The 13,989-nt window shown below is 73.2% G+C and carries 15 protein-coding genes; 5 read left to right on the top strand and 10 right to left on the bottom strand.

The features are described 5' to 3' along the window. Position 1 precedes the first annotated feature (1 nt). The 6 genes from ACFV46_RS18035 to ACFV46_RS18010 all read right to left on the bottom strand — a co-directional run bounded on the left by ACFV46_RS18035 (position 2) and on the right by ACFV46_RS18010 (position 6,180). Complete coding sequence (locus ACFV46_RS18035; RefSeq protein WP_361926012.1) at positions 2 to 1,477, bottom strand: penicillin-binding transpeptidase domain-containing protein; 1,476 nt, start codon at positions 1,475 to 1,477, stop codon at positions 2 to 4. Beyond that, a complete protein-coding gene (locus ACFV46_RS18030; RefSeq protein WP_361926014.1) occupies positions 1,474 to 2,895 on the bottom strand; it encodes an FtsW/RodA/SpoVE family cell cycle protein in 1,422 nt (473 codons plus the stop codon). The genes ACFV46_RS18035 and ACFV46_RS18030 overlap by 4 nt, the downstream gene beginning before the upstream one ends. A gap of 43 nt (positions 2,896 to 2,938) precedes the next feature. Then, positions 2,939 to 3,457 (bottom strand): SH3 domain-containing protein, encoded by a 519-nt coding sequence (locus ACFV46_RS18025; protein ID WP_385498849.1) that lies wholly within the window; start codon positions 3,455 to 3,457, stop codon positions 2,939 to 2,941. A gap of 170 nt (positions 3,458 to 3,627) precedes the next feature. Further along, entirely contained in the window at positions 3,628 to 4,863 is a 1,236-nt protein-coding gene (locus tag ACFV46_RS18020; RefSeq protein ID WP_376729130.1) for an ATP-binding protein, read from the bottom strand. Next, positions 4,860 to 5,579 carry a hypothetical protein gene (locus tag ACFV46_RS18015; protein ID WP_385498848.1) on the bottom strand — a complete coding sequence of 240 codons (720 nt, stop codon included), beginning with the start codon at positions 5,577 to 5,579 and terminating at the stop codon, positions 4,860 to 4,862. Before ACFV46_RS18015 ends, ACFV46_RS18020 begins: the two co-directional genes overlap by 4 nt. Positions 5,580 to 5,673: 94 nt before the next feature. Continuing rightward, positions 5,674 to 6,180: a dual specificity protein phosphatase gene (locus tag ACFV46_RS18010; protein ID WP_361926022.1), complete on the bottom strand. Its 507-nt coding sequence runs from the start codon at positions 6,178 to 6,180 to the stop codon at positions 5,674 to 5,676. Positions 6,181 to 6,294: 114 nt separating this feature from the next. Here ACFV46_RS18010 and ACFV46_RS18005 point away from each other — a divergent pair, with 114 nt between their 5' ends. After that, positions 6,295 to 7,101: an NERD domain-containing protein gene (locus tag ACFV46_RS18005; RefSeq protein WP_376729132.1), complete on the top strand. Its 807-nt coding sequence runs from the start codon at positions 6,295 to 6,297 to the stop codon at positions 7,099 to 7,101. Positions 7,102 to 7,128: 27 nt separating this feature from the next. Here ACFV46_RS18005 and ligD read toward each other — a convergent pair whose 3' ends face one another. Beyond that, positions 7,129 to 8,010, bottom strand: a complete 882-nt coding sequence (gene ligD, locus ACFV46_RS18000) for a non-homologous end-joining DNA ligase (protein ID WP_376729133.1) — start codon at positions 8,008 to 8,010, stop codon at positions 7,129 to 7,131. A 70-nt stretch (positions 8,011 to 8,080) separates the two neighbouring features. Between ligD and ACFV46_RS17995 the strand changes: the two genes are divergently transcribed. Next, positions 8,081 to 9,157, top strand: a complete 1,077-nt coding sequence (locus ACFV46_RS17995) for a Ku protein (RefSeq protein ID WP_376729134.1) — start codon at positions 8,081 to 8,083, stop codon at positions 9,155 to 9,157. A 15-nt stretch (positions 9,158 to 9,172) separates the two neighbouring features. Here the strand turns inward: ACFV46_RS17995 and ACFV46_RS17990 are convergent, their stop codons facing one another. Beyond that, the gene (locus tag ACFV46_RS17990; RefSeq protein WP_385498847.1) at positions 9,173 to 9,922 is read right to left on the bottom strand and encodes a thioesterase II family protein; all 750 of its coding nucleotides are present in this window, start codon (positions 9,920 to 9,922) and stop codon (positions 9,173 to 9,175) included. A gap of 466 nt (positions 9,923 to 10,388) precedes the next feature. On the opposite strand from ACFV46_RS17990, the gene ACFV46_RS17985 reads away from it, so the two are divergent. Next, positions 10,389 to 11,207, top strand: coding sequence for an SAM-dependent methyltransferase (locus ACFV46_RS17985; RefSeq protein WP_361926031.1), 819 nt, complete (start codon positions 10,389 to 10,391; stop codon positions 11,205 to 11,207). Positions 11,208 to 11,415: 208 nt separating this feature from the next. Here the strand turns inward: ACFV46_RS17985 and ACFV46_RS17980 are convergent, their stop codons facing one another. After that, positions 11,416 to 12,327 carry a helix-turn-helix domain-containing protein gene (locus tag ACFV46_RS17980; RefSeq protein WP_385498846.1) on the bottom strand — a complete coding sequence of 304 codons (912 nt, stop codon included), beginning with the start codon at positions 12,325 to 12,327 and terminating at the stop codon, positions 11,416 to 11,418. A 275-nt stretch (positions 12,328 to 12,602) separates the two neighbouring features. Further along, on the bottom strand, positions 12,603 to 12,833 hold the full coding sequence (locus tag ACFV46_RS17975; protein ID WP_055624080.1) for a DUF397 domain-containing protein: 231 nt from the start codon (positions 12,831 to 12,833) through the stop codon (positions 12,603 to 12,605). Positions 12,834 to 13,030: 197 nt separating this feature from the next. On the opposite strand from ACFV46_RS17975, the gene ACFV46_RS17970 reads away from it, so the two are divergent. Both ACFV46_RS17970 and ACFV46_RS17965 read left to right on the top strand, forming a co-directional pair. Beyond that, positions 13,031 to 13,612: an ATP-binding protein gene (locus ACFV46_RS17970; RefSeq protein WP_385498845.1), complete on the top strand. Its 582-nt coding sequence runs from the start codon at positions 13,031 to 13,033 to the stop codon at positions 13,610 to 13,612. Positions 13,613 to 13,622: 10 nt separating this feature from the next. Beyond that, entirely contained in the window at positions 13,623 to 13,961 is a 339-nt protein-coding gene (locus ACFV46_RS17965; RefSeq protein WP_385498844.1) for a YciI family protein, read from the top strand. Positions 13,962 to 13,989: the final 28 nt, after the last annotated feature.

Here is a 13,989-nt window from a genome sequence, read left to right as displayed (position 1 = left end):
GTCACCGCCGCGGCTCCGGCGACGACTTCAGCACGGCCTCCATCACCGCCCGCGCGATCGGCGCCGCGTCCCCGCCGCCGCTGATCTCGCCCCGGTCCGCGTCCGCGTCCTCCACGACCACGGCGACCGCGACCTTCGGCTCCAGGTCGCGGTCGCCCTGCGCCCAGGATACGAACCAGGCGTACGGCGTCCCGGAGTTGCCCAGGCCGTGCTGCGCGGTGCCGGTCTTGCCGCCGACCGTCGCGCCCGGGATCCAGGCGTTCGTACCGGTGCCCTCCCGCACCACGTCCACCATCAGCTCCCGCAGCTGGGCGGCCGTCGAGGGCCGCATCGCCTGCCGCATCGGCCGGGACCCGGCCGCCGCCACCGTGCCCCCGCCCGACCGCACCGTGCGCTCCACCAGATACGGCGAGCGCACCTGCCCCCCGTTCGCCACGGCCGCCGCCACCATCGCCATCTGCAACGGCGTGGCCCGCGTGTTGTACTGCCCGATCGACGACAGCGCGAGCTGCGCCCGGTCCACGCGGGTGTCGAACGTGGACCGGGCCACCGAGTAGGGGATCTTCAGATCCGGGTCGTTGAACCCGAACGCGCGCGCCGTCGCCGCCATCCGCTCCACGCCCACCTCGACGCCGAGCTTCGCGAACACCGTGTTGCAGGACCACTCGAACGCCTTGCGCAGCGGCACGTCCTCGCAGCCCTCGGACGCGTTCGTCAGCTTCGTCCGGGTGCCCGGCAGCGTGTACGGGTCCGGGGTGCGGGTGCGGACGTCCAGGTCCTCGACCACCCCCGCGTCCAGTGCGGCGGCGGCCGTCACCACCTTGAAGGTCGACCCCGGGGGATACGTCTTGCGCACCGCCCGGTTCAGCATCGGCTTGTCCGGGTCCCGGTTCAGCGTCGACCAGGACCGCGCCACCGCCGAGCCGTTCCCCGACAGCACCGACGGGTCGTAGGACGGCGAGGACACCAGGGCGAGGACGCGCCCCGTCGACGGCTCGATCGCCGCGACCGCCCCCTTGCGGCCCGCCAGCCCCTCGTACGCGGCCTCCTGCGCGGCCCGCCGCAGCGTGGTGACCACGTCCCCGCCCGGGTACCGGCCCCGTGCGGCGGCCCCCCACAGGGGGAACGGCGACAGCAGCGGATCGGTGCCCGCCAGGACACCGTCCTCGGTGTGCTCCAGCAATGTCGTGCCGTAGACCTGGGAGGCGTAGCCGGTGACCGGGGCGTACATCGGGCCGTTCGTGTACGTCCGCTCGTAGCGCAGATGCTCCCCGGTGTCCTGCGAGCCGGTGACCGGGGCGCCGTCGACCAGGATGTTCCCGCGCGGTTGCCCGTACCGGGCGATGGTGGTGCGCCGGTTCGCGATGTTGTCGCCGTACGCCGGGGCCTCGACGACCTGTACCCGGGCGGCGTTGACCAGCAGCGCGGCCAGCAGCAGCGCGCAGAAGAAGGCGGCGTGCCGGATGTGCCGGGTCATCGGGCGGCCCCCGCATGCTCGTGCCGTCCACTCTCCGGCGCCGCCGCCTCCTCGGCCCGGGGCACGCCGAGGCGGCTGCGCGCACGGTCGCTCAGCCGGATCAGCAGCGCCACGATCGCCCAGTTGGTGACGACCGACGAGCCGCCCTGCGCCAGGAACGGCATCGCCATGCCGGTCAGCGGGATCAGCCCGGTCACCCCGCCCGCGATCACGAACACCTGGAGCGCCACGATGGAGGCGAGCCCCACCGCGAGCAGCCGCCCGAACGGGTCGCGCAGCGCGAGGCCCGTCCGGTAGCCGCGCTCCACGAGCAGGCCGTACAGCAGGAACACCGCGGACAGTCCGGCCAGGCCCAGCTCCTCCCCGGCGGTGGCCAGGATGAAGTCCGACTTGGCCGCGAAGCCGATCAGGATCGAATGGCCGAGGCCGAGACCGGTGCCGAACGTGCCGCCCGCCGCGAAGGCGAACAGCGACTGGGAGAGCTGGTTGGGGCCCTCGCCCGCCTCGATGGAGGCGAACGGGTGCCGCCAGTCCTCCACCCGCGCGTGCACATGCGGCTCCAGCAGGCCCACCGCGACCGCTCCGACGGCGGCGAGCAGCAGGCCGACCGCGATCCAGCCGGTGCGCCCGGTGGCGACGTACAGCAGCACCACGAACAGCCCGAAGAACAACAGCGAGGTGCCCAGGTCCCGTTCGAGGACGAGCACGCCCACGCTGATGAGCCAGATCGCGACGATGGGGCCGAGGACCCGCCCGGTCGGCAGCTGCAGCCGCTCCACCCCGAGGACCCGCCGGCCCGTGTAGGCCAGCGCGCTGCGGTTGGCGGCCAGGTACGCGGCGAAGAACACCGCGAGCAGCACCTTCGCGAACTCGCCGGGCTGGATGGAGAATCCGGCGATGCGGATCCAGATGCGGGCGCCGTTCACCGAGGGGAAGAGGATCGGCACGGTGAGCAGGGCGAGCGCGGCGACGACACAGACGTATGCGTACCGCTGGAGCACCCGGTGGTCGCGCAGCAGCAGCACGACCACGATGAACAGGGCCACCCCCAGCGTGGACCACACGAGTTGGGTGGGCGCCGCCGCGTCGCCCGGCGTCTCCAGGTCGAGCCGGTAGATCAGCACCAGGCCGAGCCCGTTGAGCAGGACGCCGATCGGCAGGAGCAGGGGGTCCGCCGAAGGGGCGCGCAGCCGTACGGCGAGATGCGCGACCAGCGCCAGCACGCCCAGCCCGGCGCCGTAGCCGGCGGCGCCGGGCGGGACGCTGCCCTGCCGGGCGAGGCCGACGGCGCAGTAGCCGTACACGCTGAGCAGGACGGCCACGACGATGAGGGACAGTTCGATGCCACGGCGCCGGGGGAGGGGTGCGGCGGGAGCGGGTGTGTCCGCTGCCGCCAGGGAGGTTCCCGCCTTGATCATGTCCGGAACCTACCCAAATAGTCCGTCTTGCGCGCCTGATGCCTCAGCACCAGCGCGGCGTGTGCCCGAAGGTGTCGATGTAGCGCGCCGAGCCCCAGGCCCAGATGCCGTCCGCGAGGAGGTACCAGTTCCCGTTGCCCTGGACGTTCTCGCCCCGGGTCTTGCAGTAGATACGCACCTGGTCGCCCCGGTGCACGACACGGATGACCTGGCTGCCCCGGTTGGGGGCACTGCGCAGCAGCAACGTGTTCGCGGTCACCCGGCCCCGGGTGAACTGCTGGTTCCCGCCCTGACCGCCACCCCAGTCGCCCTGGGCCGCCCCTTGCGAGGCGCCCTGCGAGGCGCCCTGCGAGGCGCCCTGGGAGGCGCCCTGGGAGGCGCCCTGGGCGTTCTGCTCCCCGCCCCAGTCGCCGCCCTCTCCCTGGGCTCCGCCCCAGTCCCCCTGGGACTCCGTGCCGCTGCCGGACCCCCACTCGTCGTCGGCCAGGGCGGGTGTGGCGGCCGCGGCGGTGGCGAGCAGACCGGCGGCTATGGACAGAGCGAAACGCGAACGCAGGGCCATGAGGCACCTCCGAGGACAGTCCCGGAAAACCCCCGGGACAGGAAAAACCTGACTGATCGCCACGTTAGGAGCGCCCTTCGGACGCCGCGCGCCTGAATGGGCCAACCGAGCGGCCCCCTCCCGGCGGAGAAGCCGCCCCGGCGCACGTCAGCCGCGCCGCCGGCCCGCCCCTACGGCAACGTCAGCCGCGCGACCGCTCCGCCGTCCTCCGCGTTGGTGAAGGTCAGACGGGCGCCCAGGACCTCTGCCTGGCCCAGGGCGATCGTCAGGCCGAGGCCGTGGCCCGTGGTGCCGCCCTCCGTGCGGAATCGTTGCGGACCGTGCGCCACCAGGTAGTCCGGAAAGCCCTCGCCGTGGTCCCGGACCGTCACCACGGTCCCGTCCACCGTCAGCACCACCGGCCCTCGCCCGTGCTTGTGCGCGTTGGCCACCAGATTGCCCAGCACCCGCTCCAGCCGCCGCCGGTCGGTCTCCACGACGGCGTCCCGCACCACGACGACCTCCGTGTCACCGGCAGCGCCCCGCACCACCCGGCCCGCCAGCGCCGCCAGCGACTCGGTGTCCACCTCGGAGCGCTCGCGCCCCGACTCCAGCCGCGAGATCTCCAGCAGGTCCTCGGTCAGCGTCCGCAGCGCGGCCACCCGGTCCCGCACCAGCTCGGTCGGCCGCCCCGGCGGCAGCAGTTCGGCCGCCGCGTGCAGCCCGGTCAGCGGGGTGCGCAACTCGTGCGCCACGTCCGCCGTGAAGCGCTGCTCGGCCAGCAGCTTGGCCTGGAGCGAGGACGCCATGGAGTCCAGGGCGGCCGCGACCACGGCCACCTCGTCCTGCGGCCGGTCCGGGTCCTTCGTCCTCGGGTCGCCGACCCGCGCGTCCAGGTCGCCGACGCTGATCCGCCGGGCCACCCCGGCCGTCGCGTGCAGCCGGCGCGTCACCCGCGTCACCGCGAACGCGCCCGCCAGCACCGTCACCCCGATCGCCGGCGCCGACGACCACAGGATCGCCCGGTCCAGACCGTCTATCGTGCGGGCCTGCTGCGAGTAGTCCACCTCGACGGCGAGGACCCGGCCCCGGTCGACGGGACCCGCCGCCCACATCGTGGGGCGCCCCCGGTGATCGGTGACGACGGTCCCCCGCTCGCCGCCCAGCGCCAGGTCCCGCAGGGAGCGCGGCAGCCCCGGCGGATCGACGCGGGCGCCGGGAGCGAGCCTGTCCCCGGCCTCGAACGCCGTCGTGGCGCCCGCCAGCCGGTCCAGGGCCAGGTCGCGCGCCTTGCCGACGGTCTGGTTGGTCACCGAGACGTGCACCAGCACACCGAGCAGGGCCGCCAGCGCACAGCACATCACCGTGATGAACACAGCGGCCCGCACGGCGAGCGGACCGGCCCACCGGGGCAGCCGGAGCCTCACGGAGTGCCCGCCGAAGGAGACGCCGACGCCCGCGGCGGCTTCGCCGGATGCGGCCCGGTGCGCAGCATCTCGTCGTGGGTGAGCAGCATCGCCTTCTGGTCCGGCTCCCAGGTCCACTGGAGCCGGTACTCGTACCCGGCGACCTCCGACGGCGAGCGGATGATCACCGAGCGCCGGGCCAGCTCCACCCCGCTGACGGCGTCGTCCCAGCTCATCACCTGCACCAGCCGCTGCTTCTCGACCGTGTAGACGCGCACCGCCGTGGTCCGGCCCGGCAGCAGCCGGAAGCCCAGCGTCAGGTCGGCGCGCCCGTCGCCGGTGAGATCCCGGTAGTAGGGCCGCAGCACCGGGCACCGGCCGTGCCCCGCGCCGTCACCGCAGTCGTCGATCAGCCGCCCGGTCTCCCGGTACGGCGCCTTGTCGCCCTCGTAGTCGCCGGGGCTCTTCGCCATCTCCCGGCGTACGACGTCCACCGGGTCCACGGCGCGGATGTCCCCGCCGGGCACGGTGAGGCCCTTGACGATCTCCCGGTTCACCTCGCCGATCACATACGCCGGGCTCGACGCGGGCGTCAGCCGCGGCCAGAGCTTGTCCGGGGCCACCGCGGTCTCGGTCGCGCCCGCGCTCCGCAGGCCCCCCGCGTCACCGCACCCCGCGACGGCCGCCGACAGCAGGGCGACGAGCGCGGCGAGGCGCATGAGGCGGCTGCGGGGCACGGTTCTCCAGGGAAGGGCGGGCGCTGGGCGGGCGCGTACACAGTATTCGTACGGAAGTCCTTTTTGCGCACCCGGGGGCGGAGGGGCGGCACGGTCACTCGGCGAGTTCCTCCAGCAGCCGGGCGACCGGCAGTCCCGCGTGGAGGTAGTCGACGAACAGCTCGTTGTGCAGCGCCCAGGGAGAGCGGCGGGAGCGTATCAGCCGGATCGCCCGGTCGGGCGAGTGCCCATGGCGGATCAGCGCCTGGGCGACGACCAGCCCCGAGCGGTTGTACCCGTGGTAGCAGCGCACCAGCACCCTGCGGCCCGCGTCCAGCGCCTCCGTCACGGCGTCCGCGAGCCGGATCACCCCCGCGAGCTGCGTCCCGTCCAGCGGCCCGTCCGGGATCGGCCACACATGGTGCTCCACGCCCGGGTCGGGCCCGTGCCCGGGCAGCCGCAGCAAGGTCTGGACGAGATCGAACTCGTCCCGCACCACGGCGAACTCCAGTTGCCCGGCCCGGCCGCGGAACTGGTGCCCGCCCATCCACAGACCGGGCACGATCTCGCTCCAGGGACTGTCCGGAGCGGGTACGTCGGGTTGCTTCCTGCGGGTACGCAACGGCGCCTCCCCAGCCGCCCCTCGCGGGGCCCTGCCCAACTCCTCCCCAAGGTAACCGGGTTCTTGCCCGCGCAGCACCCCGCCTGTTCCCATGGTCGGTGGGGTGATGGTGCCATGAGCGAACTGCGCGTCGTACCAGCCTGGCGGCACGGCCAGGAACGGCTGTACGTCTGCCTCCCGGACGGGCGGAACATCGCCTGGTACGACCGGGAGGCGGCCCGCGTCAACCTGCTGGGCCGGGACCGCCGCGAGGAGGTGCTGGAGGCCCTCGGCCCCTTCGTCACCGGCCCGGTCACGGTGGGCCCGCCCCCGGTCCCCACCCCCGCCGACCTGGCCCGGCTCGCCCTCCACCCGGACGACGACCTGGCCCCCAACCGCCCCGGCGAGGCGCTGCTCGTCGCCCTCGACCGGGACCCCGGCCCCGCGCACCGCCTGCGGACCGACCCACGGCGGCGGGCGCTGACCGCCGAGCGCACGGTGGGGGAGGCGCTGGATCTGCTGGAGGGCGCCGGCTGGCGCGTACTGCACTCGGTGCCGCTGCCCGGCGGCGACCGCGTCCACCATCTGCTGATCGGGCCCGGCGGCCTGTTCGCCCTGCACAGCCTGTACGCCCGCAGGCAGAAGGTCACCGTCGCCGATCCGCTGGTCACGCTCGGCCGGCGCACGACGGAGCCGCTGCTGCGGCGCCTGCGGGCCGACGCCGGCCGGGCCGCGCACGCCCTGACCGCCGAGGTCCGCCCGGTCCTCGTCCTCGTCGACCCGGCCGGGGTGGCGGTGCCCACGCCGCCGCGGGAGGTGCGGGTGCTCAGGGACACGGAGATCGCCGGGTTCGCGCGGACGGGCGGGCTGCTGAAGCCGGCGGACGTCGAGGCCCTGTTCGCGCTGGCCCGGGACCGTACGGTGTGGACCGCGGCGCTGTGAGTCGTACGGACCTCGCGGTCGCGGCCGTCAGGGCACCTCGGCCGCGGCCTTCGGATCCAGCAGGGGCGCCAGCAGGTCGCCGTGGTCCTGCAGGCGCGGGGCGAGGTCCGGGGCGAGGAAGGTCAGGGAGCGGGGGGAGCCGCACTGCGCCACCTCCTCCCAGGTGACCGGCGCCGACACCAGGGGCTCGGCGCGGGCGCGCAGGGTGTAGGGGGCGGCCGTCGTCTTGCGGGCGGCGTTCTGGCTCCAGTCGACGAAGACCTTGCCCGGCCGCAGGCTCTTCGTCATCCGGTGCACGACCAGCCGGGGCATCGCCCGCTCGGCCTCGACGGCGAGCTCCTTGGCGTACTCCGTGGCCCGCTCGGAGGACACCGGCCGTACGGCCGCGCTGAGGTGCAGGCCCTTGGAGCCGGAGGTCTTGGCGTACGCCTCGATGCCGTCGGCGGCCAGCCGCTCCCGCAGCCAGAGGGCGACCTCACAGCACTCGACCACCGAGGCGGGCGCCCCGGGGTCCAGGTCGAAGACCAGCCGGTCCGCCTCGCCGGGCGCCTCGATCACCCACTGGGGCGTATGGAACTCGGTGACCAGGTTCGCGGCCCACATCAGGCTCGCCAGATCCTGCACCAGCACCATCCGCGCCGGCCCCTCCATCCGGGGCACCTCGGCGGTGGTGACCCAGTCGGGGGTGCCCGGCGGCACGTTCTTGGCGAAGAACAGCTGTCCGTCCGGCCCGTCCGGGTAGCGCAGGAACGACACCGGCCGGTCGCGCAGATGCGGCAGCAGCACCGGCGCGGTGGTGGCGTAGTAGTGCAGCACCTCGCCCTTGGTGAAGCCGGTCGCCGGATACAGCACCTTCTCCAGGTTGCTCAGCGCGAGCCGTCGCCCCTCCACCTCTGTGATCGGCGTCATACGATGAGGATTCCAGAGAAACAGCTGAATATAGGAACAATCACGGCATATCGACCGAAGGGGTGCGGAAGTGCGATCCATCTGGAACGGCGCCATCTCGTTCGGCCTGGTCAGCATCCCCATCAAACTGGTGAACGCCACCCAGAACCGCTCGATCTCGTTCCGGCAGATCCACACGGAGGACGGCGGCCGGATCCGCTACCGCAAGGTCTGCGAGCTGGAGGACCGCGAGGTCGGCCAGGCCGAGATCGGCAAGGGGTACGAGGACGCGGACGGCACGATCGTCCCGATCACCGACGAGGACCTGTCCCACCTCCCGCTGCCGACCGCCCGGACCATCGAGATCGTCGCCTTCGTCCCGGCCGACCGGATCGACCCGCTCCAGATGGACGCCGCCTACTACCTCGCGGCCGGCGGGGCGCAGGCCGCCAAGCCGTACACCCTGCTGCGCGAGGCGCTCAAGCGCAGCCAGAAGGTGGCCATCGCCAAGTACGCCCTGCGCGGCCGGGAGCGGCTCGGCATGCTGCGGGTCGTCGACGACGCCATCGCCATGCACGGGCTGCTGTGGCCGGACGAGGTCCGGGCCCCCGAGGGCGTCGCGCCGGACACACCCGTCACCGTGAACGACAAGGAACTCGACCTCGCGGACGCCCTGATGGACACCCTCGGCGAGATCGAGCTGGAGGAGCTGCACGACGAGTACCGCGAGGCCCTGGAGGAGGTGGTCGCCGCGAAGGTCTCCGGCGAGGCCCCGCCCGAGACCCCCGAGCCGGCCCGGTCCGGCAAGGTCCTCGACCTGATGGCCGCCCTGGAGAAGAGCGTGCGCGCGGCGAAGGAGTCGCGGGGCGAGGAGCCGGCGGAGCCGGAGGAGGCGTCGGAGGCCTCGGAGGCGGAGGTGCGGACGCTGCCGCAGCGCAAGTCCGCCCGCGCGGCACCGAAGCAGACCTCGGGGAAGAAGTCCGCGGCCGGTGGGAAGACCGCCGCGAAGAAGACGGCGTCGTCCGCGTCGTCCGCGAGGAAGTCGGCGTCCAAGTCCGCCCAGGGCGCGAAGAAGACGACGGCGAAGAGCACCGCCAAGACCACGGCGAAGACCACGGCCAGGAAGTCCGCGGCCAAGAAGACGGCCTCCCGCAAACGGTCGGCGTGAGGCGGCCCCGTCCGCTCAGGCCAGCCGCTCGACGAGCAGGGCCAGCACCTCCCGCTTGCGCGGGGTCAGGTAGAAGTGACCGCCCTCGAAGGCCCGCACCTCCACGTCCCCCGCGGTGACGTCCGACCAGGACGACAGGTTCTCGACCGGGCACACCGGATCGCGGTCCCCGCCGCAGGCGGTCACCGGGACGGCCAGCCGGCGCAGGGGGACCGGGCGGTGGGCCGCCAGCAGCCGGAAGTCCGCGCGCAGCGCCGGCATGATCACGGGCCGCAGCTCGGGACGGTCGTACACGGCGGCACCGGCGGGATCGAGCGCGCGCACCCGCCGCAGGATCTCGTCGTCGTCCGGGGCCGGCCGGGCGGCGACCTCGTGCGGGCCGCGCGGCCGCCCCCGGCCGGACACGATCAGCCGGACCGGGGCGACGCCCGCGTCCTCCAGCCGGCAGGCCACCTCGTACGCCACCGCCGAGCCCATGCTGTGCCCGAACAGAGCCGTCGGTGGCCCGTCCGCCGACTCCCGGAGCAGTGCGTCGGCGATCGCGCCGGCCAGCTCCTCCATCGTGGCGGGGCACGGGTCGTTCAGCCGGTCCTGGCGGCCGGGGTACTGCACCGACAGCACCTCGAGCCAGGGTGGGGTCAGCGCCGTCCAGTCGTGGAAGAAGCCGGCCGCCCCGCCCGCGTGCGGGAAGCACACCAGACGCGTCCGCGCGCCGGGGGAGCGCACGCCCCTGAGCCACCGGGTCCGCGTCCCGGGCACGGTCATGACGAGGCCCCGGTCATGACGTCGCCCCGCGCCCGACGGGCGTGCGGTGGAGCGGGCACGTCCTGGCGGTCACCCGGGCACTCCCGTCGCATAGCGTTTCCGACCGGGAACTCTAGTTCGACCCAGGTGATGTCGTCGCCTCCCGCGCGCAAAGCGGCCGAGAAACCTCCCCACCGGGCGCCCCGCCCGACCCGGCCCCCGGTGATCACCGGCCCGCTGTGCCACCCGGCGGGCCGTCACGGCGACGATCTCGTAGACACCTACGAACGTTTGCGGTCACCGGACCACCCGCCTCCCCCTGACCGGTTCGCACCCTTGCTCCATTTCGCGGCTCCGTGCCCGCCCCGCCGGGCCGGAGTGGCCGTACGGGCTTGCCCGATGGGCTGGCCCGACCAACTCGCCCCTCCCTAGGATGGGTTGTCGGCGAGGTGATCCTCCTCGGCCGGCCCTGCCACTGGGGGAAACGATGGAGCCTGGAAAGCTGTCCACATCGATCGACGCCGCGGTGCCGACAGCGGCGCGCATGTACGACCACTATCTCGGCGGCAAGGACAACTACGCCTCCGACCGAGCGGCCTGCGAGGAACTGGACAAGGTCGTCCCCAGTACCCGGGCCCTCGCGGTGAACAACCGGCGTTTCCTCCAGCGCGCCGTCCGCACCCTCGCCGGTGAGTACGGCATCCGCCAGTTCCTCGACCACGGCTCCGGTCTGCCCACCCAGAACAACGTCCACCAGGTCGCGCAGGAGGTGGACCCCGAGTCGCGCGTCATCTACGTCGACAACGACCCGATGGTCCTGGTCCACGGGCGCGCCCTGCTCGACCAGAACGACCGCACCGCCGTCATCCACGCCGACATGCGCGACACCGACGGCATCTTCGACCACCCCGACACCAAGCGCCTGATCGACTTCTCGCAGCCGGTCGCCGTGCTGTTCAACTCGGTGTTCCACTGCATCCCGGACAGCGACACCGACGGCCCGCTCGCTGTGGCCCGCCGCGTCCGCGAGCGGCTCGCGCCCGGCAGCTTCATGCTGATGTGCCAGCTGGTCAGCGAGGACCCCGAGGTCCGGAAGTTCGTCACCGACTTCATGGACCAGGCGACCCAGGGCCACTGGGGCCGGGTGCGTCAGGAGAAGGACGTCGAGGAGTACTTCGAGGGCCTGGAGATCCTGGAGCCCGGACTGGTCGAGGTCTCCACCTGGCGCCCGGACAACGAGGTGGCGCCCCGTCAGCAGACGCAGGAGTGGATCGAGTTCGGCGGCATCGGCCGGCTGCCGCAGTGACGCGACGGCCCGCACGGCATCCGTCCGGAGCTTCCCCGAGATCCGAGGAAGCTCCGGACGCGTCGTACGGGCCGGGCGGTTCAGCGCGTCACGCGTAGGGCGTCATACGAGCCGGACGGTTCAGCGCGTCACGCGTAGCGCTTCGTACGAGCTGGACGGTTCAGCGCGTCACGCGTAGCGCTTCGTACGAGCTGGACGGTTCAGCGCGTCACGCGTAGCGCTTCATCGTCTCGCGCAGCCGCTCCAGCGACTGCCGCGGGTCGAGGGCCTCGTCGCCCAGGCGGTCCAGCGCGAGCCGGTACTCCTCCGTCTCGTCCTGGTCCTCCAGGAACGCGGCGCTCTTGATGTGCTCCAGGTACACGATGTCCGGCAGGTCCACGCCGCCGAACCGGAGATAGGTGATCGGGATGGCGGGCGCGGACGCGTTCGTCACGTCGAGCGGCACGATCTGCACGGTCACATGCGGCCGCTGCGCCATCTCGACGAGGTACTCCAGCTGCTGGTGCATCACCGCGGAGCTGCCGAGGACCCGCAGCAGCACCGACTCGTCCACGATCGCCCACAGCCGGGGCGCGTCCGACCGGTGCAGCAGCTCACGGCGGCGCATGCGCAGCTCGACCCGCCGCTGCACCTCGCGCGCGGAGGCCGTGGGCAGTCCGCGCTCCACGACCGCCCGCGTGTAGTCCTCGGTCTGCAGCAGCCCGGGCACGTACTGGAGCTCGAAGGTACGGATGGCGGTGGCGGCCTCCTGGAGCCCCACCAGCCGGTCGAACCACTCCGGCATCAGCCGCTTGTCATAGCGCTGCCACCAGCCGGGCTCGTTGGCGCGCTTGAGCAGTTGCAGCAGCATGGAGGCCTCGTACGCCTCGGTGCGGTACAGCTCCAGCAGCGCGCGGACGTCGGCCTCGGTGGGCGGCCGGCGGCCCTTGCCCGACTCGATCCGCGGCAGCTTCGCCGGGCTGAATCCGGCGGCCCGCGCCGCCTGGTCCTGGGAGAGCCCGGCGTCCTCGCGGATACCCGCCAGCTGCACGCCGACCAGCATCTTCAGCAGGGTGGGCGCGGGTTCGGTCCGACTGAGATACGGCTCGAGGCGGGAAATGCGAGGTGACTCGGAGGACATCCTGACTCCCCGTAGACGGGCATACGACAGACTGCATTATCGCATCCCGATGCCTCCCGCCGCCCGGCCCCGTCGGAAGTGGCGGCCTCAACTTCCGTTTCGGGCACGGAACTCGGGGCGCCGACACGCCCCCGGCAGGGGCGCCGCCGCCTCCCCCGAAGAGCCGCGGCGCCCCCTCTGACCGGCACCCCTCACGGAGGGGAACCGGTGTCTGTGACCGGCCGGTGCCTATGCGGGTGACCGGCCGGTGCCTATGCGTCAGAGACCGCCGGTCCTCAGGCCAGGTGGTCGAACTCACCGTCCTTGGCGCCCGCCAGGAACGCGGAGATCTCACCCGGGGTGTACACGAGCGCGGGGCCGTCGGGGTCGCGGGAGTTGCGCAGGGCGACGCGCCCGTCGGCCAGAGCCGCCACTTCGACGCAGTTGCCCTCGGCATTGCTGTGCCGGCTCTTGATCCAACGGACGCCCAACGAGCTGGCCCGTACGCCGTTCGGTGCTGTTGGCACTGCACTCTCCTTGCTCACGTTCCGCCACGCGCACGCCCCTCCGCCTCGCCGGGCCCCGGACACGCCACGTGCTCTGCGATGACATTCCACGCGCAATTTCCCGTGAAATTGCACGAGGAGGCCTTCGTCGTGGATAATAGCCGTGCCGTCAACTGCGGTGCAGACGCCCCGTCATGACCGTGTATCAGGGAGACGTTGTGTCCTTACCTGCGTACGAAGGCCTCCGAGCGCCCGGCAGCGCCGCGTCCCCCACGAGGCCGGCGCGCCCCCTCGGCAACGCCGTACGAAGCCTCGGTACCGGCACCCAGGCGCCCCGCATCGCGCCCCTGCCGCCCGCCGGACCGTCCTCGCCGTACGCGGGCACCCCCCGCCCCGTGGCCCTGCGCCTCACCGGTGCCGAACAGGGCTGCGCCCAGGCCCGCGACCTCGTCCGCCGCACCCTGGACGACTGGTCCCTCGGCCACTGCACCGCCGACGCGCTCACGATCGTCACCGAACTCCTGGCCAACGCCGTCCTGCACGCCGCCCGGCCCACCGGGGGCGACGGCGACATCTGGCTCCGCCTCAGCCTGCGCCGCCCGGCGCACCTGGTCTGCGCGGTCATCGACCCGAGCGACAGCCCGCCGGTCTACCCGCACACGAGCGACCCCTTCGACGAACACGGCCGCGGCCTGCGCATCATCGACGCCCTGTCCGAACACTGGGGCTGGACCCGGCGCCCCCCGGCCGGCAAGACGGTCTGGGCGATGCTGCGCACGGACGCCCCCGACGCGCCCTAGGGGACCCCTGATGACGCACTACCTGATCTCCTTCGACGACGGCACCATGGTGATCCCCGAGGGCGACCTGCCGCAGGTGGCCGCGGCCTCGCTGGAGGTGGTGCGCCAGGCCCGCGAGGCCGGCGTCTGGGTCTACGGCGGCGGACTGGAACGGCAACGGGCGGTCATCGTGACCCCGGACGGCACCGTCACCGACGGCCCCGCCCCGGAGACCAAGGCGGTGATCGGCGGCTTCTCGGTCATCGACGTCCCCTCGCGCGAGGCCGCGCTGGACTGGGCGGCGAAGATCGCCGAGGCGTGCCGGTGCCCCCAGGAGGTCCGCGAGATCATGCCGGACCCGACGGCCTGAGGGCCCCCTGACGCTCTCGCGAGCGCCG

The sequence above is a fragment of the Streptomyces sp. NPDC059852 genome, assembly GCF_042731455.1.
GTDB lineage: Bacteria > Actinomycetota > Actinomycetes > Streptomycetales > Streptomycetaceae > Streptomyces.
The sequence above is the reverse complement of the archived record's forward strand: the minus strand, read 5'-3'. Positions and strand labels throughout refer to the sequence as shown.

Bases quoted from the DNA above. Each gene is read 5' to 3' on its own strand.
- ACFV46_RS17985 (WP_361926031.1), top strand. From the start codon at position 10,389: ATGGAGCCTGGAAAGCTGTCCACATCGATCGACGCCGCGGTGCCGACA.
- ACFV46_RS18025 (WP_385498849.1), bottom strand. From the start codon at position 3,457: ATGGCCCTGCGTTCGCGTTTCGCTCTGTCCATAGCCGCCGGTCTGCTC.
- ACFV46_RS18030 (WP_361926014.1), bottom strand. From the start codon at position 2,895: ATGATCAAGGCGGGAACCTCCCTGGCGGCAGCGGACACACCCGCTCCC.
- ACFV46_RS18035 (WP_361926012.1), bottom strand. From the start codon at position 1,477: ATGACCCGGCACATCCGGCACGCCGCCTTCTTCTGCGCGCTGCTGCTG.
- ACFV46_RS17965 (WP_385498844.1), top strand. From the start codon at position 13,623: ATGACGCACTACCTGATCTCCTTCGACGACGGCACCATGGTGATCCCC.
- ACFV46_RS18005 (WP_376729132.1), top strand. From the start codon at position 6,295: ATGAGCGAACTGCGCGTCGTACCAGCCTGGCGGCACGGCCAGGAACGG.
- ACFV46_RS17980 (WP_385498846.1), bottom strand. From the start codon at position 12,327: ATGTCCTCCGAGTCACCTCGCATTTCCCGCCTCGAGCCGTATCTCAGT.
- ligD (WP_376729133.1), bottom strand. From the start codon at position 8,010: ATGACGCCGATCACAGAGGTGGAGGGGCGACGGCTCGCGCTGAGCAAC.
- ACFV46_RS17990 (WP_385498847.1), bottom strand. From the start codon at position 9,922: ATGACCGTGCCCGGGACGCGGACCCGGTGGCTCAGGGGCGTGCGCTCC.